This is a genomic window from Echinicola jeungdonensis, from assembly GCF_030409905.1.
GTDB lineage: Bacteria > Bacteroidota > Bacteroidia > Cytophagales > Cyclobacteriaceae > Echinicola > Echinicola jeungdonensis.
This window is the reverse complement of record NZ_JAUFQT010000001.1, coordinates 158,279-180,987: the sequence shown is the minus strand read 5'-3', so window position 1 is coordinate 180,987 and position 22,709 is coordinate 158,279. Positions and strand designations below refer to the sequence as shown.

The window sequence follows — 22,709 nt, the reverse complement described above, 5'->3', positions numbered from 1 at the left end:
GTTTGAATTTTGTAAATTTAGTTTATTGATTGACTTAATATTCAAAATGAAATTTCAGAATATTAAAGTAATTGTTCGTTCTTCAAATGAAAGAACCGAAAATAATTGTAAACAATTGCTAGAACAATTGTTTGAAAAAGAATCTATAGATATTGTTCATGAAATACCATTTTCTGCTGCTATTAAAAGATCTTTTGAAATTGCAATAAAATCTAGGAAGGATTGGTTATTATGTATTGATGCGGATGTTTTAATTAGTAAAATTGGTCTGGAAAAAGTTTTGTCTAAATTAGACAAGTACTCAAAAAAAACATTTTGTGTTCAAGGGCTTATTTTAGATAAATTCTTTGGAATATTTCGCCCAGCAGGTAATCACTTTTATAATATTCATCATTTAAAAAAAGCTATTAACTATATTCCTAAGGACGGAGAAACTTTGCGACCTGAGTCATTTATAAAAAGAGAGATGGCGCTTTTAGACTTTCCAACTCAACAATCTGACATAATAATAGGGATTCATGATTACGAACAATACTATGCAGATATATATAGAAAGTGTTTTTTGCAAGCCCACAAGCACAGATCATTTGTAGATTATGTGTTACCAAAATGGAGAAGTTTGGCTTCCATTGATTTTGATTTTAAAGTGGCAATATATGGTGTGACAAGTGGAAAGATTTTTTCAGATAAAGTGAACGTAAGTAAAGAATTTATAAAAGATGAAATATTAGATGTAATGGAAATAAAAGGCATCACAGAGAAAACACATTCATTCCAATTCAATTTTATGGAAATTGACAAATTAATAGATGAAAATATCCAGTATCAAAATGAAATTCAAGAAATCATGTTTCCTCATGAAAGGTGGAATGAAATACTTAACAGAAATACCATTTTAAATAAGAAAAGATACAATATATGGCATCTCTTTATAATCAAAACAGGAAATGGTTTAATTAAATTAGGAAAGTGGATTCATAATTTGAGTTAAATGAAAATTTTATTCTTTGGTAATGATGCTAGTAGATCTGGAGCTCCAATTTCTTTGCTAACTTTAATTCAAGGGATTAAAAATATTGAACCTCAATGGGAAATTACTGTAATACTTTTGTCTGGGGGACCAATATTAGAAAAATATTCTCAAAATGTGAAAACTTTAATTTATACTCCTCCTCCTAAAAGTAAGTACTTACGTTTTAGGAAATTATTTATCAAAGCAAACAATGAAGTTAGTGACTTGCCAGCTTTTATAAATAATTATAAACCTGAATTAATTTATATTAATACTATTGTTCCCATCCCTTTTTTAATACCTATAAAATTCAATTGTAAAGTAAAATTAATTTGTCACATAAGAGAAATGGAAATGGTTTCTTCCCAATTTCTCAAAGGGCGGGAGAAGAAGTATTTTAAAGAAATTGACCATTTTTTTGTGGTAAACTCCAGAATTGAAAAGGATCTTGTAAAACGATTTGGAGTTGATAAAAATAAGACAACTGTTGCGCCTGGACCATTTGATTTGTATGCTTATCCTAGTAAACAAATAGTTAAAAAGGAGAGTAAGTTTAATATAGCTATGGCAGGAACGCCCACGTTTCGAAAAGGTATTGATATTTCAATTCATCTGGCATCTTTGATGAAGGACAAGAATGTATGTTTTCATTGGTTTGGAGAAATATCAAACGATAAACTAATTGAATTGGAATTTGAAATTTGTAAAAGAAATATTGATGGAACATTTAAACTAATAGGAAATGTAGATGATGTTTATTCGAGGTTTTTTGAAATGAATGCTTTTTTTATGAGTAGTAGAGAAGATCCTTTTCCCCGAGTGGCAATTGAAGCTGCCTTGGCCGAATTACCCATTATTTATTTCAAACAGCTTACAGGTGTAGAGGATTTTTTAAATAATGATTCACTAGATTTAGGAATAGATTACCTAGATTATAATTCAATAATTTCAATTATAAATAATTTATCTAAAGATGAAGTATTAAGGAGAGATATTGGAAGGAGAAATAGAATAGAAGCAATTGACTATTTAAACAGAATTGATACTGTTTTGCAAGTTAGAAACTGTATTTTAAAACTTATTGAGGGAAATTAATGTCGTCCTTTATTACTATCGTAATCCCAAATTATAACCATTCTTTATTTCTTGATAAACGTATTGAAAGTATTCTAAATCAAACCCATCAAAATTTTGAATTAATTCTATTAGATGATTATTCTACTGATGGTAGTTGGGAATATTTAATTCCATATAAAAACCATCCTAAGGTAAGTTACTGTTTGCAAAATAGTAATAATTCCGGAAGCCCATTTAAACAATGGAAAAAAGGAATAGAATTGGCTAAATATGATTGGATTTGGATTGCTGAAAGTGATGATTTTTCTGATTTACATTTCTTAGAAAATATTATTGAATTTATCGAATCTAATGGATTAGATATGGCATATAGTCAATCATATGATGTTGATGAAAACTGCGTCTATTTAGAAGATAGAATTAAATGGACCAGTGATTTTACTCCTAATATATGGGGGGATAATTGGGTTCAAAAGGGAAACAATTTTATTGTTAATTATCTTCAATTCAAAAATGTAATACCAAATGCTAGTGCTTGTGTTTTTAATAAAAAACTTATTAAACAAAAAGATTGGGATATTTTAACAAGTATGAAAATCTGTGGAGACTGGTTGTTTTGGCTATCGATTAGTGAAAATGCAAATATTGGATTTCTTTCATCACATTTAAATTTTTTTAGATATCACTCGGCAGTGACAAGAAATCATGATAATGAGGTAAAAAGAATGACAAGAGTTTATGAAGAATTTATTGTCCTACATTATATCAAAAGAAACTTTAATTTAACTTCTTATAAGGTTAAGGAAGCCCATGAAAAATGGTTTTCTTTCTTTAAAATATTTGATCCCTATGTTCATAAGGTATTTTATGACGCAAATATGTTTAAAAGTAAATTTAGTTTCCTTCTAAGTTTTTATTTTTTTAAAATTAAATCGTATTTAAAAAGATATTTCAAAATAAAACTAGAGTTTAATTAATTTCATTTTCTGAGATGGTTTATGACTGATAATAATTTGATTATTTTTAAAGTTAGTGAGTTTCCTACCTTTTCTGAAACATTTATCGTTCAAAATATAGTTGATGCATTGGAAAGAGGGTATGATGTGAAAATTCTCACCAATCGTAAAAATCATATTTCTAATTCCTCTCAGAAAGATTTACTTGAAAAGTATAAACTTCTGGATAAAGTTTTTACAGTTAGATCCATACCGAATACTAAATTCAGAAGGGTAAGAAATCTGGTTTGGGATACCGTTAAAAATCCTTTTTTAATTATTATTTTTCTTAAATATATTTTAAAAAAAAATAATATTAGCTATTATTTCCTTTACTTAATCAAAGAATATCATTCCATGGTTAATGCAAAAGTGATTCATGTTCATTTTTGCGATCAATACAAACCACTTGGTGACCTATTTTATTTTGGGTTATTAAAGGGGAAAGTAGTAGTCACTTTTCATGGTTACGATGTAGAGCTTTTAGCTAGCAAAAATAAAACTGACATTCTTGTTTTAAATGATTTAGTGTCGTACTTTTTGGCAAATTCGGAGTTTACAAAAAGGAGATTAATCAAGCTGGGTTTAGATTCAAAAAGGATTCAAATGATAAATAATGGAATTGATGTTTCAATACCTGATTTAAAAAAAAGAGATTCAGTGAATCATCCAATAAAATTATTAAGTGTTGGAAGACTTGTTGCGTTTAAAGGACATATTTATTCCCTTAAGTCTGTTTTAGAACTTGTTGAAAAAGGATATAAGGTTAAATATTCAATAATTGGAGAAGGGGAGGAGTTGGGAAGTCTTTTAGCATTTGTTAAATCGAATGGTTTGGAAGATTATGTTATATTTTATGGTAAAAGGGCACAAAGTGAAATATTTGACCAGTTTAATGAAAATGATATTTTTTTATTCCCATCCACTGAAGATAAAAACGGAAGAAAGGAAAACTTTGGTGTAGCTTCTTTGGAAGCACAGCTATTTGGATTGCCAGTAATAGGATTTGATGTGGGAGGGTTTCCTGAGACCTTAATAAATGGTAAAACAGGATTTTTAGTTAAGGATAAAGATTATAAGCAAATGGCTAAAAAAATTGTAGAACTTGCAGAGAGCCCAAAACTATATCAAATGATGAGTAAAGAAGCCCATTTTCATATAAAGAATAATTTCAACTTTAGAGATACCTTCAAAAAGCTGCAAAAGATCTATGAATCTTGATTTATGTATTGTCCACTAGTCTCCATTTTAATCCCAAACTATAATAAAGCCCTTTATCTCAAGGAAACCTTGGATTCTGTACTTGATCAAACCTATTCTAATTGGGAATGTATCGTTGTGGATGATCATAGTTCAGATCAATCATGGGAAATTTTGGAGGAATATGCCAAAAAGGATTCCAGAGTAAAAATTTTTAAAAGACCTGAAAATAGGAGTAAGGGGGGGAGCGTAGCTAGAAATTATGCATTTGAACTATCAGAAGGGGAATTTATTCAATGGTTGGATTCAGATGATGTTATCCATCCAAATAAAGTTCAAACTCAACTTAATGATCTATTAAGCAATAAATTGAATAGTGTTTCTATATCCAATTGGGATTGGTTTGAATTTATTATTGATATCAAAAACCATGATAGGTTTTCAGATTGCTTTACTGATATTGATTTAAGGTTGGAGGGATATCCAAAAGAGGGTTTTGAATTAATTTTATGGCTTTTCAAGAATAATTTATTTATTCCATCTCATGCTTATTTTATGTGTAGGAACACAATAATAGCGTCGGGTTTATGGAAAGAGGATTTAAATAAAAATCAGGATGGGGAGTTTATGTTGAGGGTTTTATTGCATAGTAAAAAGGTAGTGTTTAATAAATCAGTATACGCTTTTTACAGAAGGCCTGTTTCAAGTCATTTAAGCAAACAAAGGACTTTACAAACATTTATTGATTGGTTTAGGTCATATGAATTGGGGGACCAAAACATTCTTGCAATTAAAAATACAAAGGAAGTTAGAGAAATACTCATATTGAACTACGAACGCTTGATCAAATTTACTGGATTGGAAGTTCCAATTGTGACCCAGATGGCATTGGAAAGAATCAAAGTTCTTAAACCTACGGTGAGGTACGATTTATCTAAGCCTTATCTGATTTGGTTAGGGGCATGGTTGGGCTTAAATAATTTCCTAAGGTTTAGGAGCGTATTAATAAGTTTAAAGATCATAAAGAATTGATTCCAAAGATTATCCATTATTGTTGGTTTGGTAATAAGCCTATGTCAATACTAGAGCTGAATTGTATTCAAACTTGGAGAAAAGTTTTGCCTGATTATGAAATAAAACTTTGGAATGAGAACAATTTCGATTATTCTAAATATTCATTTTCATTAGGGGCATACAACCTTGGGAAATATGCTTTTGTCGCTGATGTGTGTCGCCTTCATGCGCTATATAAAGAAGGTGGAATTTATCTGGATACGGATATGCTTCTATTAAAAGATCTTAATGATTTCATAGGGTTTGATCTTTTTTTTGGTGAGGAAAAGGAGGGGCTAATTTCTGCTGGTATTATTGGATCAATCAAAAATAATTCTGTCTTGGCAGATTTATTAAACCAATACAAACAAATGAAATATGATTTTAAATCCCCAATGGATATTCCTAGTTTCTTAACCTCTAATTTGGAAAGAGGTAGGGTAAAGGTTTTTCCAAAGGAATTTTTCTATCCTCTTCCATTTGCCCAAAAAGGAAGGGATTACCGGCCATTTGTAAAGCCCCAAACCTATGCAATTCATCTATGGAATCATAGCTGGAAAAGTGAATGGAGCCACCTACATGATAAAAATTTTTCAAAAGCTTTACGTTTATTTTTGGACCGGATAAGTTCCAATCCTAAAAGTATTTGGAAGGATTCCTTTCCACTTGACTTTATGAAATATTTCATGGCCCATAAATTTACCTGGTTATATGATAGGTACAAAAGCCATAGCAATAAAAAAGGTATTTAAATCAAAAACATCCTGTGAGTAAAAGTGTTTCCATAATAATATCGGCGTATAATGCAGTTAGTTTTTTGGAAAGAGCTGTTAAATCCGCTGTTTCCCAAAATTATGTTAAGGAGATTTTTATTGTTGAAGATGGTTCTTTGGATAATACCTATGAGTTTGCTTTGGAATTAGAACGAAAATATGACCTAATTAAGGTCCTTACCCATGTTGACCGAAAAAATAAAGGACTTGCAGCCACCAGGAATAGGGGGCTTGAATTTGCCACAGGTGATTGGATACAAGTATTGGATGCGGATGATGAGTTAATGCCAGGGAAAATTGAATCACAGTTGTCTTTGGTAAGGAAAGATTCAGCTTTTATTGTCGCCAATTCATTGGATGTCTATGCAGATGGGAGAGTTACTAAAAGATCATTCTACGATGATGGATGGAGAGGCTTGATCGTTGGAAAGCTTGGGATTAGCAGTGCTAATTTATTCAATAGATTGGCAATAAAAGAATTGGGCGGTTTTGATGAAAAACTTAGGACCAGTGAAGAATATGATTTAATGTTCCGTTTAATGACATGTGGCCATATGCCGGTATTTGACCCCAATTATCTGACAAAGATTCACATAACGGAAGGCTCCTTGTCACGTGGCAAGCAATACGAAGAAATGTTCAGTAGAAACTGGATTAACTTAAGAAAAAGAATCAGAGCGTATTTAATTGAAAAAGGAATATTTAGTAATTATTTGAAATACCAATATTCAGGAGCTCTTGGTACTTTTTTTCAAAGTTATGATTTACCCATAGATAATACTGTTAATAAATTTTATTTGAATCTTTACAAAATTGAAAAAAGAATAAAAAAAAGCATCTATACGCTATTTTTTAATCAATACCAATGAATACTTCATTCATTAAAAAAATAAATAGGTTGATAATAAGTGTTATCATTCCTTATTATAAGGATTACGATAGGCTGATTCTATTATTGGAAAAACTTCAGGAACAAGAATTAGATTCTGATTTATATGAAGTAATTATTGTCAATAATGATCCGGAAATTCAACTGAAATTGCCAGATAACTTCAATGCGAAGTATTCTTTAAAATTGGTTGATGAATTCACGCCAGGGTCGTATGCAGCGAGAAACAAGGGAATTACTGAATCTAAAGGAAAAATCCTTGCTTTTACGGACTCTGATTGCCTTCCTGATTCGAGTTGGTTGAGTAATGCGCTGAAAATTTTTTCAAAAGATACCAATAAGGAAATCGGCATATTGACAGGTCCTGTACCTTTATTTTATAAAAGACCAGATAAATTGACCTTTGCAGAAGTGTATGAAAAATACACTGGTTTTAGTACAGAAGCTTATGCAAAAGAAGGACATGCAATTACAGCTAATTGGTTTTCTTATTGTTCTGTAATTCAAGAATTTAATGGGTTTAATAGAGGGATAAAGTCCAATGGAGATAGTGAGTTGTCAAAGAAAATTACAACTAAATATGAAATTAAATTTACTCCAAATGTAATTGTCAGACACCCTTCCAGGCATTTGGTTAAGGAAATTGTATATAAATATCGCCGGTTATTAGGAGGAACTTATGAAAGGAAATTCAGGAATTCCAGAATTAAATTTTTTATTTTCTTGCTGAATTTTACATGGAGGAGGTTCCGTTTTTCAACGAAAAAAATTGTAACTGTAAACCCATTTGAGTCCACCCAAATATTAGTTGTAAACCTTTCTATAATTTGGGGTACTTGGAAAGAGTTTTTCTTATTGTTAAAGGGAGAAGAATCGAAAAGGTGAAAAAATTAGCATATAATCCTGCTATTAAATTTCTGTAGTGATGAGATTACTATATTTAGTAAATAGCCTAACGGCATTAGGAGGAATCTCAAATATTACCAATAAAAAGATTGAATGGCTCATTTTAAATAAAGATTATGAGATTTGTGTAGTAGTTAAAAAACATCATTCTGATTATGAGGAAAGATTTGATGGTAGGTTGAAGATTTTTAATATGAATAGAACCTATCAGGATTTGCCTTTTTATGAAAAGATTTTGTATGGAATATCATTTATAAAATACATAAAGGATGTTTTTAAAAAATTTAGACCTGATTTATGTATCAGTTTACTTTCTAGTGTTGATTTTTTTATACTTCCATTAATTGGAAATAAAATTCCCAAAATTTTAGAAATTCATGCTTCTTCCGTTGAAATAATCCAAAAATCATTCCCTTTTAAAAAGCTATTTTATAAACTTTACAATAAAATTGTAGTCTTAAATGATTTAGAGAAGTTTGAGTATGGATTAAGTAACATTGAAGTTATACCAAATTTTATTTTCCTCAATGAACTTAATTCCGATGATTTAACAAAAAGGAAAATTATAATTTCGGGAGGAAGGAATGAAAAATTAAAACAATTTGACCATCAGATATACGCTTGGAATAGAATCTATTCGGACTTTAAGGATTGGGAATATCACCTTTATATTCAAGGAAGTAACCAAGATCTTAATTTTTACAGAAACTTAATTCATCCTGAGTGTACGTCTTTAAAAATTTTTCCTGCCACGAATGAATTTAAAAAGAAATTATTAGAATCCTCCATCATGGTCCTTACTTCCAAATCTGAAAGCTTTTCTATCATGATTTTGGAAGGTTTTGACACTTACAATGCTGTAATTTCTTACAAAACATTTTCAGGTCCACTGACATTAATTGAGAATGGAAAAGGTATACTTGTCGAAATGAATGATATAACGCAACTGGCACAAAGCATAGCCCAAGTGATAGAAAATGAGGATTTGAGGAGAAAATTAATTACCAATGCTAAAGAAAAAGTAGGGCTGTATTCACCTAACTCCATTATGGAAAAGTGGATAGGTCTTTTTACTCAAGTTATTAATGAAAATAATTAGAATAATTCCTTTATTAGATTTTGGAGGGGTAGAGCAAAGAGTGAATTTAACCTTTCACTGTTATGGGATAGATTCAACAATAGACTTTGAAATATTGGTATTAGGATCAGGAGGAAGGGTAGCGGAAGAATTAAAAGAAAAGGGAGCCAACATAACCATTCTAGATCAGGCAGTTAAAATACCTAATGTTTCATTAATTAAAAGGATAACACACTTTTTAAAAAAATCCAAGCCTGATGTAGTACACACTTCAGGTGCAGAAGCCAATTTTCATGGTTTAATTGCTGCAGGATTGGCAGGGGTGCCAGTCCGTATAGGTGAAGAAATTGGCTTTCCCAATCACCACAGTTATTGGAAATACATTTTTAGGTTTACCTACCTCTGGGCTCATCAAGTAATTGGAATTTCCCAATCGGTGGTTGATCAATTGGTGTCTTTGAAGGAGGTCCATAGAGAGAAAACAACGGTTGTTTATAATCCGGTAGCAATTGACAATACTGGAATTAAAGAGTCAACAAAACCTGCTGCTAATGGTTTTACTTTTATCATTACCTGTCGGCTTGTACCTGTAAAGAATTTGGAAGGTTTAATTAAGGTCATAGCAAGAATAAACTCAGGTTTTGAAAAAGGTGTTTATCTAAAAGTAGTAGGGGAGGGAACTGAAAGAGGCAAGCTTAAGAGATTAACCAGGGATTTAAATATTTCAAATAAAATCGAATTTTTAGGTTTTAGAGATGATATTGCGGAATTACTTTCTGGTGCGGATGCATTTATTTTGCCTTCCTTTTCGGAAGGCTTTTCTATTTCACTGGTAGAAGCAATGATGGCCGGACTTCCTTGTATCGCAACCAAGGTGGGAGGTCCATCTGAAATTATCGAAGATGGAATAACAGGTTGGTTGGTTGATCCCCATAACCTCGATGATTTGGAAGCCAAAATGAAACAATTGATCGAAATGCCTTTTGAAGAAAGGAAGGTTCTTGGGAATAAAGCTAAAGAGGAAGCATTGAAGCGCTTCTCCCCTGAAAAATATGCTGCTGATTTGAAGGAATTATATAGTTCATTATTGGAAAGGAGGAAATAGGAAGCAAATTAGGTTGAGCTATTCCTCCTTTCCCTGGCCTGTGTCCCCACAGTCCGGAATAACAAAATAATCAAATGCGTGTGTCCTGTGAAGACACATGCCACGGTGAAAGAATTGCGATATATTATAATTGAGTGTCATGTGAGGACACATGCCACGGTGGAAATAGAAAAATTGAATCTTAATACTCAAAATCATGCTCATAAAGAATCAAGATCCGCTCCCTTCCCCTCAAGGGGAAGGGTTGGGGATGGGGTAAACAAAATCCGTATCCTGCACTGCATTGAAACCATTTCCTCAGGTGGAGTGGAACAAACCCGGCTGACCCTGGCCAAAGGATTGGATAAGGATAAATATGCACTAAAAATCATTTGTACCAAGGCTGGTGGCCCCATTGCTGAGGCATTGGAAAAAGAAGGGGTGGAACTGATTCCCATAGGGAGTTTTAAAAATCCTTTTGAATGGAGTAAACATCAAAAGGTAAGACAGGTAATAAGAGACTTCAAACCCCATATAATTCATGGGGCTATTTTTGAAGGAATGAGTATGGCAGCCATTGGAGGGAAATTGGGAAAGGTACCGGTGGTTATCTTGGAAGAAACTTCTGATCCGAAAAGAAGGTCAAGGAAAGCCATTTGGTTGCAACGGATTTGGGTAAAAGTTGCTGATAAAGTTATAGGGATTGCACCAACTGTAGTTTCTTTTTTAAACGATAAAGTAAAAGTCTCCCATGAAAAACTAATGCTGATTAATAATGGGGTTGGGGAGATTAAAGAAGTTAAGGAAAACGAATTATCACATTTAAAAGCTTCTTTAGGAATTTGCGGAAATGATATTATCCTGGGATCAATAGGCAGGGTTTATGACCAGGTAAAGCGGTTCTCGGATATCCTGGAGGCGATGAAAATCATAAATAATCCCTCACTGAAATTCCTATTAGTGGGGAAAGGACCTGATTTAGAAAATATTAAATTAAAAGCCCGGGAGTTGAAGCTTGAAGATCAACTGATCAGTGTAGGATTTCAGGAATATACAGCCCCCTATTATCAATTGATGGATATATTTTGTTTGGCTTCCGCAAACGAAGGTTTTGGCCTGGTAGCTGCAGAGGCGATGATGCACCATTTGCCCGTAGTGGCCACCAGGGTAGGCGGCTTACAAAATGTGGTGGTGGATGGAGAAACCGGCTTTTTGGTTCCACCATATAGCCCAAAAGATTTGGCCGAAAAAATACAAATCCTAATTGACCAACCTGAGCTCCGAAAAAAATTGGGCGAAGCCGGCCATCAAAGGGCCAGGCAACATTATTCCGCAGAAAGGTATGTGAGAGAGGTGGAAGAATTGTATTTGGAGTTGTTGAGGGAGAAGGGGATCATCCGTCATTTCGAGGGGCATAAGTGAGGCGTCCCTTGGTAACAAATTGTTGCATGCCCCGAAGCAATCACGTTTTCAAAGTCGAGACTGCCGTGTCCTCCCTCTGGTCGTCCTCGCATTGACGTGTAGCAAAGGCCTGCCTGTCATCTTCCAACGTCATTGCGAGCCCTAGTGCGCTTGGGTAAGGGCAGGAAAAGGGCGCGGCAATCTTGTCTACTGAATTTGAGACTGCTTCGTCGTTCCTCCTTGCAGTGACGGGTAGCGAAGTCCTGCCTGTCATCTTCCAACGTCATTGCGAGCCCTTGTGCGCTTTGGTAAGGGCAGGAAAAGGGCGCGGCAATCTCGCCTGCCGAAGACAAGACTGCCGCGTCGTCGTTCCTCCTCCTCGCAGTGACGGGTAGCGAAGCAGGGACTGTCATCATAGGACGTAATTACGAGTGAATCCCTTTAGGGTGAGCGAAATAATCTCGCCTTAGGACGTCATTGCGAATGAAGAGAAACGGAATGAAGCAATCTCGTTTTCCGAAGCATGGACTACTTCAATAGCAGTGACGAATGGGGAAGCGGTCACTGCAATCGAATTCCGTCATTGCGAGGGGCATAAAAAGGGTGTTTCCTTTAAAGGAACCGTTAAATGCCCCGAAGCAATCCCGCCTTTCGAATATGAGACTGCTTCGTCCTCCTGCGTCGTCCTCGCAGTGACGGTAACGAGTTCGAGACTGCTTCGTAGTTTCTCCTCGCAGTAACGATTAGCGAAGCGGGGACTGTAATTTAAGGACGTCATTACGAGTGAATCCCTTTAGGGTGAGCGAAGTAATCTCGTCTTTTGAAGTTGAGACTGCTTCGTCCTCCTTTTGGTCGTCCTCGCAGTGACGGTAACGAGTTCGAGACTGATTCCTCGTTCTTACTCGCCGTGACGATTGGCGAAGCTGGAAATGTCTCCCTATATTTACAAAATTGCATTAAAACATAACCAATTAAAAAACTCCCGATTTATTGCCCTCCCCTAAAGGGGAGGGTTAGGGTGGGGTATAAATCATAAATTTTGCTCGACTTAATCGTTATCATCGTATGCCTTATTGCCTTGATCAGTACTAATATAAGTATGGCAAGGAAATTCGGGCTTCCTAATAAATACGAGCTCCATCTCCACTATCTATTATTTTACCATCTTTTTTTTAGCCTGTTTTTTACCTGGTACATTCTTAATTTTGGAGGGGATTCGCAAGGATATTGGAAGCTAGGGATGGAACAGGTCTTGATAAAAGGAGAAGAAACATGGATGAAATACTTTGGGGAAAGTACAACCTTTATTTTATGGTTAAATTATTTTCCCAGTAGAATTTTGGGGTTGAATTATATTACAGGGAATATTTTATATGGTTTTTTAGGCTTTTGTGGAATAAGGTATTTGTTTGTTTTGACAGCCCAATATTTCCCTACAAATCATAAAGTTCTAAATATTCCTTTATTTCCCACCATTTTTTATATGGCCAATTTTAATTTTTGGTCGGCTGGAGTGGGCAAGGATGCCTTATGTTTTTGGGGAATTGCCTGGTTTATGTTTGCCGTGCAAAAATACAATACCCGTTGGTGGCAAGGGGCTATTGCCTTATTTTTTGTTTATATGGCCAGACCCCATATGGGACAGGCTTTAATTGGAGGGGCGGCAATTGCAATTATTTTAGGTTCGGAAATCCGGAGAGAATATAAATTCACTTTAGGAATTGTTGCAATGGTGGCTACAGTGTATTTATCTTCAAGTACTTTGGAGTTTTTAAAAATAGAAGATTTTTCTCTGGAGTCGATGGAAGAATTGACGGATAAAACTGCGGGATTATTGTCTTCAGGAAATGTAGGTTCTGGGGTGGATATTTCTTCTTATTCCTTGCCTATGCGGATCTTTACCTATTTGTATCGACCAATTTTTATTGATGCACATAACATTATGGCCTTTTTGAGCTCCTTTGAAAACGCATTGTACTTATGGTTAAGTTTTTTTATTGTCCGGAATTGGACCCCTGAAGCTTTAAGGGATATGCCAGTTTTTTTGAAAGTGGGATTTGTAACTTTAATTCCTGTAACCTTGGCTTTTGCCAATAGTTTAGGGAATTTAGGGGCTATTATGCGGATGAAGAATATGATGATGGTTTATTTTGTCCTCTTTATATTTTTCCTGATTGTATACAATAAAAAACTCCGGTACCTGAAGTATTTGGAGAAACAGCGATATTATCAACGGCGTAAAGAAATTATTGCCCAGAAAGAAGCAGCTAGAAAGGAATAGTTAGCATCAAATACCGTCATTGCGAGAGGCAAAAAAGGGTTTTGTTTTAAAAGTAACCGTTGAATGCCCTGAAGCAATCTCGTGTTTCTAAGTCGAGACTGCTTTGTCGTCGTTCCTCCTCCTCGCAGTGACGTGACGTGACTGTCAATTTTATCCGTCATTGCGAGGGGCAAAAAAAAGTGTTGTTTTAAAAGTAACCGATGAGTGCCCCGAAGCAATCTCGTCTACCAAATATGAGACTGCCGCGGCTTCCTGCCCACAATTCCCCGCAACGCCTCGCAGTGACGTGTACGAAGTCGAGACTGTTATCTAAAAACGTCATTGCGAGCCCTTTTGCATTAGGGTGAGGGCAGGAAAAGGGCGCGGCAATCTCGACTACTAAGCTGAGACTGCTTCGTCGTTCCTCTTCGCAGTGACGTGTTCTTAATATGAGACTGCCACTCCGCCTGTGGCGGATCGCAGTGACGGTTAGCGAAGTCGAGACTGCTTCTTCAACAATTACCATAAAACAAATAACCATTTGAAAATCCTTTTTTTGCCCAAATATACCAGGACCGGCGCCAGCAGTCGGTTGAGAACATACCAGTATATTCCCCTCTGGGAAAAGGCAGGCCACCAATGTACAGTAGCCCCTTTTTTTAATGACATCTACCTGGAGGAATTGTATAATAAAAGAAAAATCAGCAAAGGAAATGTTTGGAAATGCTTTTGGAGAAGGTTTGGCTGGGTCTTAAGGGCCAGACAATTTGATTTGGTGATCCTGGAAAAAGAATTGTTTCCCTTTTTTCCGGCCTGGTTGGAAAAGTTTTGGGCGGGAATGGGAGTCCGCTATATAGTTGATTATGATGATGCGATCTTTCACAATTATGATCAGCACCCTCAAGCGAGGATTCGAAAATTGCTTGGGAAGAAAATTGACAGAGTAATGAAGAACAGCTTCATGGTTTGGGCGGGGAATAGTTATTTGGCCCGAAGGGCTTCTGTGGCCGGTGCCAAAAATATTAAAATCTTACCCACCTCGGTTGACCTAAATCGTTATGATCCGGCCCACCTTAATGGAAAAAGGGAGATTAAAATCGGTTGGATAGGTTCTCCAACAACCTTAAGGTATTTGAAAGGGATTCTTCCTGCACTTGAGCAATTGAAAGAAAAGCATGGATTTTCCCTGACCATTATTGCCAATGGGGAGGGTGTTGGCTTTAGTGGCAAGGAAGAAAAATTGGTTTGGGAGGAACAAAAAGAGGCTGATTATTTATCAGCTTTGGATATAGGCATTATGCCCTTAAAACATTCTCCTTGGGAACAGGGAAAATGTGCCTATAAACTGATCCAGTATATGGCCACAGGTTTGCCCGTAGTGGCATCCCCAATTGGGATGAACAAAACCGTGGTTCAACCCGGGATTAATGGTTTTTTGGCCGGTTCCAAAGAGGAATGGGTGGATGCCTTATCCACATTAATGGAAGATAAAACCTTAAGGCAAAAAATGGGAAAAGCGGGAAGAAAAATGGTGGAGGAGGATTATACTTTAGCAAAAAACTGGGAAAAGATCCAAGGTTGGATGGTGGAATTAAGTGGGGAAGCCTAGGGATATTTTCGAAGCCAGAACTGCCATTCTCCAACGTCATTGCGAAGGAGGTGAAGAATGAGCCGACTGAAGCAATCTCGTATTCAGGATACGGAATCGCTTAGCTTGAAATGGCATCCCCATTTAAAAGAGAGACTGCTTCGTCGTTCCTCCTCGCAGTGACATGTCCTGAACGAAACTGCCTCGTCCTCCCACTGGTCGTCCTCGCAGTGACGTGTACGAAGTCGGGACTGTCTTTTTTCAACGTCATTGTGAGCCCTTTTGCGATAGATTGAGGGCAAGAAAAGGGCGCGGCAATCTCGTCTACTGAAAATGAGACTGCCGCGGTCGTCTCCCGATAACTATCGGCATCCTCCTCGCAGTGACGTTTACGAAGCCGAGACCGTCATTCTCCTACGTCATTGCGAGGGGCATACTAAAGTTGTTTTTTCAAAATAAACCATTGAATGCCCCGAAGCCTGCCTGCGGTAGGCAGGCAATCTCACCTACCGGAGACTAGACCTAGGTAGGCAATCATCAATGACATTTTTTAAAACCCAAGTACCATGAAAAAAGGAGGTTGTATATATATAATGACAAACAAAAATAATACAACGCTTTATGTAGGTGTTACGGCCAAATTGGAAAGTCGGGTTTATCAACATAAGAATAATGAAATCAAGAGCTCATTTTCTTTTAGATATCACTTGAGTAAATTGGTATATTTTGAAAGTTTTCATTCTATTGAGGAGGCAATTTCTAGGGAAAAACAATTGAAAGCAGGAAGTAGGCAAAAGAAGTTGGATTTGATCAATTCATCCAATCCCGAATGGAAGGATTTATATGATGAACTTTAAATTGATCATTGGTGAAATGGATTTCGATTTTGTCCTCTGAATATGAGACTGCCACGTTCCTCTCCCGATAACTATCGGGACCGTCCTCGCAGTGACGTGTAGGAAGTCGGGACTGTTATCTAATAACGTCATTGCGAGCGAATCCCTTTAGGGTTAGCGAGGCAATCTCGTTTTCTACGGTGGGACTGCCACTCCGCCTGAGGCGGATCGCAGTGACGTTTACTGAAGGCAGGCAATCTCAAATTGGGGAAACCTAACTTCTTCGCTTGACATGGCAATCCACATTTAATAGTGAGACTGCTTCGTCGTTCCTCCTCGCAGTGACGTGTCCTGAACGAGATTGCCGCGTCCTCCTTCTGGTCGTCCTCGCAATGACGTTTACTGTAGGCGGGCCCACTACATACCAGTTAAATAATACAATATAAATTGAACACTAAACCCACCCAACTCCTATTCATCACCTGGGACAGTGATCGTACCAGTTACCTGGAAAGCCTTTTTCTACCTATTTTATCGGGTTTACAGGAAAGGGGCAATTACCGTTGCCAGGTATTGCAATTTTCATGGGCTCCTAAGGAAAAGGTCAGGGAAATTAAAGTTTTATCAACAAAACTGGATATAGTTTACACCCATTTCAGAATAGCAAGGTATCCGCACCCTGCTTTGGGAACGTATTTGACGGTGTTAAGGGGAACCCGTTTTTTAAAAAAATACCTGGAAACCCAACCGGTAGATATGGTGATGCCCCGGAGCACCATGCCTGCCTGGATGCTCAACCGGCTAAAGCCCTGGCTCAGAAAATGGAAATTTAAAACTGTTTTTGATGCTGATGGATTGCCTTTGGAGGAGCGCCTGGATTTTGCAGGGCTAAAAAAGTCTGATTTTCAGTATAAACTTTTGAAGAAGCAGGAAACATTGCAGCTTCAAACCGCCAATAGGGTATTGACCCGAAGCCAAAAAGCCATTGAATTTCACCTGGGAAATTTGGGCGATGCTTACCGGAATAAGTTTTATAAAGTAAGCAATGGCAGGAATGCCAATGGAATGGCATTTCAAGAGGGGTTAAGGGAAAAGATCAGGAAATCATTAGGTCTGGAGGAAGAAACTACCCTTTGGGTTTACCAAGGCAGTCTGGGCCCCCAATATGCCTGGGAGGAAATGTGGGCAATTTTTACTGCATTTTATCAGAAAAACCCCAATAGTATGTTCTTAATCCTAAGCCCACAATTGGAATTTGTAAAAGGGAAAATATCAGCCAACTGGCAAGAACATGTGATTTGTAAAAGTGTTGCTGCAAAGGATGTCCCTTCCTATCTTGCTGCTGCCGATAGGGCATTTTGTCTCCGTAAACCAAAGCCAAGTATGCAGGGAATTGCTCCCATTAAATTAGGGGATTATTTAATGATGGGCTTGCCTACTATTGTTTCCCGGGGAATAGGGGATGTGGAAGATCTTTTGGATGGGTTGGATTTTGTCCATATTCTGGATCATAATGATGCAGGTTTTGTAGATAAAGCCCTATGCTGGTCAAAAAAAGGTTTTCAAATGGAAAAGGAAGGAATCCGTGATTTTGCCATGGAGCACTTTTCCTTGGAAAAAAGTATAGCGGATTACCTTAGGGCTTTGGAGGGATTTTAGGATTAAGGGGAATGTCATCGAATTCCGTCATTGCTTCTTTTCTGGTCCCTGAGCGGAGACGAAGGGCCAGAAAAGAAGCCTGCCTGCCGAAGCCGGGACTTCCTCTCCGCCTGAGGCGGAAAGCAGTGACGGTTTTCGGAGTGCGGGACTGTCATCCTATAACGTCATTGCGATCCCGGTTGGCCGGGAGAAGCAATCTCGTGTTACTAAGGCGAGACTGCCGCATCGTTCCTCCTCGCAGTGACGTCTGAAGAAGTCGGGACTGTCACCTTAGGACGTCATTACGAGCGAATCCCTTTAGGGTGAGCGAAGCCTGCCTGCGGTAGGCAGGTAATCTCGTCTACCGAAGTCGAGACTGCTTCGTCCTCCCTCTGGTCCTCCTCGCAGTGACGGGTAGCGAGTGTGGGATGGCCTTCATCATTTGAATTAATAAAGTACAGCTAGTAAAAATTAATGACCCAATACCTGGTTATAATATTATTAATTGCATTCACCTTTTACAGCAATATCAGGCTGGCCAAAAAGGAAAACATGCCCAAGCCCTGGGGCATTCATTTGCAGTTAATCCTTGGTTATCACCTCGGTTTATCTTTTATTTTTTATCTGTACATCATGGAAAATGGGGGAGACAGCCTGGGCTATTGGAACCTAAGTGGGCCATTGGCTGATCCTAATGGGGATAGTTGGGGAGATTTTTTTGGTCCGGGTTATTTGTTCATGTACACCCTCAATTATATTCCTTATAAAATATTGAATTGGAGCTTTCTTACCGGAAATCTTCTTTATGCTTTGGTAGGTTTTTGGGCTTGGCGGTTTCTTTATCAGTTGGCATATAGAATTCTTCCTGAACCATACACTAAGGGGGTATTCCCTTGGATTTTGTTGATATTTTACTTTCCCAATCCCCATTTCTGGACAGCCGGAGTGGGGAAAGAAGCCCTTTGCTTTTGGGGTGTGGCAGCATTATTATTTGTTTTAAATAGCCCTTCAAAGCATTATTTGCTTGGGCTTGTTGCATTTCTATTTTTGATCATGGTAAGGCCCTATCTGGGTTGGATACTGTTATTTGCACTCGGCCTGGTAGGGCTTCTGGAATGGAGAAGGGAGGGCCTTAGGAGAAAAATATTATCTCTGTTGGCAATAGGGTTAGCAATAGGGTTTCTTCCCCTGGCTTTGCTTTATTCCGGGGTCGAAAATTTGACCTGGCAGGGAATCCCTGAACTTATTAATGGGCAGCTGAACCTGTTATCCGGTCCTGGGGTTGATTCGGCTGTAAATATGGAGGCTTATTCCCAACCCTATAGACTATTTACTTTTTGGTTTCGCCCATTGTTTTTTGATGCTTATCATGCATTTTCTTTTATGGCCTCATGTGAAAATGCATTTTATTTATTAGGCCTGCTTTTTTTATTGTACCGTTTCCAATTAAAAAATTGGTCCGAATTACCTTTTTTTCTAAAATTTGGAATGCTTGTATTTTTTCTTATTTCAATTTTATATGCCAATATTTTGGGCAATCTGGGAATTATGATGCGGATGAAAAGCTTTTATTTCCCCATTTTTGCATTGGCTATGATTTATCTCTCCCTCAAATTACCCCAACAGGCATCTCCTCTAAAAAAATCAAATCAAGCTTTATTGTCTTCGCAATAACAATCCCCCGAAAAAGCAAATTGTAAATGAATTCAATTCCCATTTCAAATAGGGGGAGTGAATACATTTGACTGGACAAAAAAATCCAGCTGTGAAGACTGTTAAGGCCTCCATAATAATACCGGTAGATTCTCGGGCAGTCTATGATATTGGTAATCTGCTTGCCTTTTTTGGAGATTTGAAATACCAAATTGAAGGTCAAGGATCCCTGGTTGGGAGGCCAGTTAAAGCTTCAATAATTATACCGGTCGATACTCGGGCAGTCAATGATATTAGTGATCTGCTTGCCTATTTTTGAGAATTGAAATGTCAAAATGATGGTTAAGGATCCGTGGCTGTGAGGACTGTTAAGGTTTTAATAATTATACTGGGAATTACTTTGGTGGTTTATGATATTGGTAATCTGCTTGTCTATTTTTGAGATTTGAAATGTCAATATGAAGGTCTAGGATCCTTTGGTTGTGAAGCCAGCTAAGGTTTCAATAATTATACCGGTAGATTCTCGGGCAGTCAATGATATTAGTGATCTGCTTGCCTATTTTTGAGAATTGAAATGTCAAAATGAAGGTCAAGGATCCCTGGCTGGGAGGCCAGTTAAAGCTTCAATTATTATTCCGGGGATACTATGGTAGTTTATTTATTGGTAACCTGCACACTCTTTTTTGAGAATTGAAATACCAAATTGAAGGTCAAGGATCCCTAACTGTGAAGCCTGTTAAGGCTTCAATAATATTAACCCTGGGTGAAACCCGGGGATATAAGGATGTTGAAATTCAGTCAACCCTGTTAGGGGTTGAATAAAAAGGGATTATTTCAAAAGATATTCTTTTTGGTAAGGAATGGATAATCCGGAGTAAACTGACCCCTCCGAATTAGGCAATTATTCAGGTACCAAAGTGGCTTTAAGGGCCAGAATCGCCTGTCATTCCGGCGGATGTTGACCCCCTGAAGAAAAAATTGAGCTAAATCCGGAGCAAGCTGACCCCTTTGAGGCTTAAATTCCGGAGCAAGTTGACCCCTCTATGGAATGGTTTTGGTTTTTTAGCGGACATTTTCGAAACCGCTAAGTATAATCCGATGGCAGGTAAACCAAAACCGATGAGTCAGATCAAGCAGATGATTATTTTACGGCAGCAGGGCAAGGGCATCAAAACCATAGCCCGCATGCTGGAGATGAGCAAAAACACAGTCAAGAGCTATCTTTTTAAGCTGGACAAGCTGTTGGAAAACAATAAGAAAACAGGGCTTACGACGGAGAAGCTCCTGTCCATGGAGGTACCTGAGATTGAGAAACAGTTCCTTTCAGGGGACCCTTCTTACAAAGATCCCCGGTACGAACACTTTATCTCCAACCTTGCTTATTATCAAAAAGAGCTCCAGCGCAAAGGGGTGACCAAAACTCTTTTATGGGAAGAGTACAGGCAGTCCTATCCCGATGGATACGGCCGTAGCCAGTTTTGCCTGTCTAAAACGGAGGTCACTGGGCCACGGTTTACGGTGATAGCGGGCCAGCCATTCCGGGAATCACTGGGCCAAAAATAGAGTCGGTTTTCCGGAGGTCACTGGGCCATTTTAGGATTCCCGAGCTGTTTGGTACCGGAGGTCATTGGGCCACTTTCCATGATAAGTTATTAGCCTTGTAGTCGAATAACAGCAACTACATGGCAGGACAAAGAATAGACATCATGGATTTAAGAAGTTTGATCACCTTCAAGCAGAAGGGGCTTAGCAACCGAAAAGTGGCAGACCTATTGGGCGTCAACCGAAAGACCGTTGACAGTTATGTCAGGCGTTTCAGGGATCTTTCCCTTGGGTACGGGGAACTGCTCTCCCTTGACGGCAAAGATCTACAGGAACTTTTCACCGAGACAGGGCAGACCGAAAAGGAACGTTATGAGCATCTCTCGGGGTGTTTTCCCCACATCGACGGGGAGATGAAAAAGCCCGGCTGTACCCTGCAGGTACTGTGGAAGGAATATATCTCCCAAAATCCGGAAGGCTATAAATACAGCCAGTTCACCTGGCACTACCGGCAATGGAAGAAGCGCAACAACGCCAGTGGCAAGCTGTCCCACCGTGCCGGGGAAAAGCTTTTCGTGGACTTTTGCGGAAAGAAGCTGCACTACGTTGACCGCCGGACTGGGGAGCAGATAGCCGTAGAGGTTTTTGTTGGTGTCCTGCCCTGCAGCCAGTACACTTACATAAGGGCGGTGCCCAGCCAAAAACGGGAGGATTTTATCAGCTGTCTGGTCTATTGTCTGGGCTGGATGGGCGGGGTACCCTATGCCGTCGTCCCTGACAATCTCAAATCAGCAGTGGACAAGGCCTCAAAATATGCCCCGGTCCTCAACAAGACCTTTTCGGATTTTGGCCTCCATTACGGCTGCGCCCTTGATCCTGCCCGGCCCTATAGCCCGCAGGACAAATCACTCGTGGAGCGTTCGGTCACCCTGGTCTACCAACGGATCTATTACCCCTTGGGCAACCATACCTTCTTCAGCCTGGAGGAGCTCAATGCGGCCATTGCAGAAAAACTGGAGGAGTACAATGACTACCTGCTCAGCCATGGACAGGGCAGCAGGCGAAGCCAGTTTTTGGACATCGAAAAGGAGTTCCTGCAGCCCCTTCCCAAAAGCATCTACAGCATCCGTTATTATAAAAAGGCCACCGTCCAGAAATCCTCCCATGTTTACCTGGGAGAGGACAAAAACTATTATAGCTGTCCCTATCGCTATATGGGCAAGAGCGTGGAGTTACAGTACAACCGGAACACCGTGGAGATATTTTACCGTCAGGAGCGGATCGCATCCCACAAAAGGGCTTCCCGGCAAGGCCAGTACATCACCATCGGGGAACATATGCCCAGCAACCACCAATACTACAATGACTGGAGCCCGGAATACTTTGACCGGAGGGCACAAAAAGTTGGTCCGAACACCCAGGAGTATATCGGAACGTTGATCGGCCAGTACACCTATCCCGAAATCGGCTACAAACAGGCACAGGGGATTCTTTCCTTCTTGAAAAGCTATGGACAGGAGCGTCTGGAAAGGGCCTGTAAACGGGCACTGGGCTTCGAAAAAGCCTCCTACCATACCCTTGAAAGGATACTTAAAAACAAAATGGACCTCGAGGAACTGCCTCCTGCCAAGGATCATTTAACCCCGGGTCACAAGAACATCAGGGGCTCCTACAGCTGACAGGCCGCCCTCTTGATGAAACGAATTATAATATCCCAACCAAAT

18 protein-coding genes are annotated in these 22,709 nt (G+C 38.4%); all 18 read left to right on the top strand.

Annotation, left to right across the window (positions count from 1 at the left end; translation table 11 throughout):
* Positions 1-46: 46 nt before the first annotated feature.
* The 18 genes from QWY93_RS00800 to istA all read left to right on the top strand — a co-directional run bounded on the left by QWY93_RS00800 (position 47) and on the right by istA (position 22,664).
* Entirely contained in the window at positions 47-991 is a 945-nt protein-coding gene (locus tag QWY93_RS00800; protein WP_290246295.1) for a hypothetical protein, read from the top strand.
* Positions 992-2,107: a glycosyltransferase gene (locus QWY93_RS00795; protein ID WP_290246294.1), complete on the top strand. Its 1,116-nt coding sequence runs from the start codon at positions 992-994 to the stop codon at positions 2,105-2,107.
* Positions 2,107-3,066, top strand: a complete 960-nt coding sequence (locus QWY93_RS00790; RefSeq protein WP_290246293.1) for a glycosyltransferase family 2 protein — start codon at positions 2,107-2,109, stop codon at positions 3,064-3,066. The genes QWY93_RS00795 and QWY93_RS00790 overlap by 1 nt, the downstream gene beginning before the upstream one ends.
* Positions 3,067-3,087: 21 nt before the next feature.
* The gene (locus tag QWY93_RS00785) at positions 3,088-4,305 is read left to right on the top strand and encodes a glycosyltransferase (RefSeq protein WP_290246292.1); all 1,218 of its coding nucleotides are present in this window, start codon (positions 3,088-3,090) and stop codon (positions 4,303-4,305) included.
* A 3-nt stretch (positions 4,306-4,308) separates the two neighbouring features.
* Entirely contained in the window at positions 4,309-5,316 is a 1,008-nt protein-coding gene (locus tag QWY93_RS00780; RefSeq protein ID WP_290246290.1) for a glycosyltransferase family 2 protein, read from the top strand.
* Positions 5,313-6,089 carry a glycosyltransferase gene (locus QWY93_RS00775; protein ID WP_290246289.1) on the top strand — a complete coding sequence of 259 codons (777 nt, stop codon included), beginning with the start codon at positions 5,313-5,315 and terminating at the stop codon, positions 6,087-6,089. Before QWY93_RS00780 ends, QWY93_RS00775 begins: the two co-directional genes overlap by 4 nt.
* A 14-nt stretch (positions 6,090-6,103) precedes the next feature.
* Positions 6,104-6,979 (top strand): glycosyltransferase family 2 protein, encoded by an 876-nt coding sequence (locus QWY93_RS00770; protein WP_290246288.1) that lies wholly within the window; start codon positions 6,104-6,106, stop codon positions 6,977-6,979.
* Positions 6,976-7,884 carry a glycosyltransferase family 2 protein gene (locus tag QWY93_RS00765; RefSeq protein ID WP_290246287.1) on the top strand — a complete coding sequence of 303 codons (909 nt, stop codon included), beginning with the start codon at positions 6,976-6,978 and terminating at the stop codon, positions 7,882-7,884. Before QWY93_RS00770 ends, QWY93_RS00765 begins: the two co-directional genes overlap by 4 nt.
* Before the next feature lie 40 nt (positions 7,885-7,924).
* The gene (locus QWY93_RS00760) at positions 7,925-9,004 is read left to right on the top strand and encodes a glycosyltransferase (RefSeq protein WP_290246286.1); all 1,080 of its coding nucleotides are present in this window, start codon (positions 7,925-7,927) and stop codon (positions 9,002-9,004) included.
* Positions 8,991-10,088 carry a glycosyltransferase family 4 protein gene (locus QWY93_RS00755; RefSeq protein ID WP_290246285.1) on the top strand — a complete coding sequence of 366 codons (1,098 nt, stop codon included), beginning with the start codon at positions 8,991-8,993 and terminating at the stop codon, positions 10,086-10,088. Before QWY93_RS00760 ends, QWY93_RS00755 begins: the two co-directional genes overlap by 14 nt.
* A gap of 87 nt (positions 10,089-10,175) precedes the next feature.
* Positions 10,176-11,489, top strand: coding sequence for a glycosyltransferase (locus tag QWY93_RS00750; protein WP_290246284.1), 1,314 nt, complete (start codon positions 10,176-10,178; stop codon positions 11,487-11,489).
* A 1,018-nt stretch (positions 11,490-12,507) separates the two neighbouring features.
* Positions 12,508-13,749, top strand: a complete 1,242-nt coding sequence (locus QWY93_RS00745) for a hypothetical protein (protein WP_290246283.1) — start codon at positions 12,508-12,510, stop codon at positions 13,747-13,749.
* Between the two features lie 520 nt (positions 13,750-14,269).
* Positions 14,270-15,337, top strand: coding sequence for a glycosyltransferase family 4 protein (locus tag QWY93_RS00740; protein ID WP_290246282.1), 1,068 nt, complete (start codon positions 14,270-14,272; stop codon positions 15,335-15,337).
* A 545-nt stretch (positions 15,338-15,882) separates the two neighbouring features.
* Positions 15,883-16,173 (top strand): GIY-YIG nuclease family protein, encoded by a 291-nt coding sequence (locus QWY93_RS00735; RefSeq protein WP_290246281.1) that lies wholly within the window; start codon positions 15,883-15,885, stop codon positions 16,171-16,173.
* Between the two features lie 426 nt (positions 16,174-16,599).
* On the top strand, positions 16,600-17,811 hold the full coding sequence (locus tag QWY93_RS00730) for a glycosyltransferase family protein (RefSeq protein ID WP_290246280.1): 1,212 nt from the start codon (positions 16,600-16,602) through the stop codon (positions 17,809-17,811).
* Between the two features lie 453 nt (positions 17,812-18,264).
* Entirely contained in the window at positions 18,265-19,464 is a 1,200-nt protein-coding gene (locus QWY93_RS00725) for a hypothetical protein (protein WP_290246279.1), read from the top strand.
* A 1,077-nt stretch (positions 19,465-20,541) separates the two neighbouring features.
* On the top strand, positions 20,542-21,006 hold the full coding sequence (locus QWY93_RS00720) for a hypothetical protein (RefSeq protein WP_435380180.1): 465 nt from the start codon (positions 20,542-20,544) through the stop codon (positions 21,004-21,006).
* Positions 21,007-21,125: 119 nt separating this feature from the next.
* Positions 21,126-22,664 carry an IS21 family transposase gene (gene istA, locus QWY93_RS00715; RefSeq protein ID WP_290246278.1) on the top strand — a complete coding sequence of 513 codons (1,539 nt, stop codon included), beginning with the start codon at positions 21,126-21,128 and terminating at the stop codon, positions 22,662-22,664.
* Positions 22,665-22,709 lie beyond the last annotated feature (45 nt).

What these genes read in the sequence shown, in the direction of transcription:
- QWY93_RS00800 (WP_290246295.1), top strand. Translation starts at nt 47, where the DNA reads ATGAAATTTCAGAATATTAAAGTAATTGTTCGTTCTTCAAATGAAAGA.
- QWY93_RS00795 (WP_290246294.1), top strand. Translation starts at nt 992, where the DNA reads ATGAAAATTTTATTCTTTGGTAATGATGCTAGTAGATCTGGAGCTCCA.
- QWY93_RS00790 (WP_290246293.1), top strand. Translation starts at nt 2,107, where the DNA reads ATGTCGTCCTTTATTACTATCGTAATCCCAAATTATAACCATTCTTTA.
- QWY93_RS00785 (WP_290246292.1), top strand. Translation starts at nt 3,088, where the DNA reads ATGACTGATAATAATTTGATTATTTTTAAAGTTAGTGAGTTTCCTACC.
- QWY93_RS00780 (WP_290246290.1), top strand. Translation starts at nt 4,309, where the DNA reads ATGTATTGTCCACTAGTCTCCATTTTAATCCCAAACTATAATAAAGCC.
- QWY93_RS00765 (WP_290246287.1), top strand. Translation starts at nt 6,976, where the DNA reads ATGAATACTTCATTCATTAAAAAAATAAATAGGTTGATAATAAGTGTT.
- QWY93_RS00760 (WP_290246286.1), top strand. Translation starts at nt 7,925, where the DNA reads ATGAGATTACTATATTTAGTAAATAGCCTAACGGCATTAGGAGGAATC.
- QWY93_RS00755 (WP_290246285.1), top strand. Translation starts at nt 8,991, where the DNA reads ATGAAAATAATTAGAATAATTCCTTTATTAGATTTTGGAGGGGTAGAG.
- QWY93_RS00735 (WP_290246281.1), top strand. Translation starts at nt 15,883, where the DNA reads ATGAAAAAAGGAGGTTGTATATATATAATGACAAACAAAAATAATACA.
- QWY93_RS00725 (WP_290246279.1), top strand. Translation starts at nt 18,265, where the DNA reads ATGACCCAATACCTGGTTATAATATTATTAATTGCATTCACCTTTTAC.
- QWY93_RS00720 (WP_435380180.1), top strand. Translation starts at nt 20,542, where the DNA reads ATGGCAGGTAAACCAAAACCGATGAGTCAGATCAAGCAGATGATTATT.
- istA (WP_290246278.1), top strand. Translation starts at nt 21,126, where the DNA reads ATGGCAGGACAAAGAATAGACATCATGGATTTAAGAAGTTTGATCACC.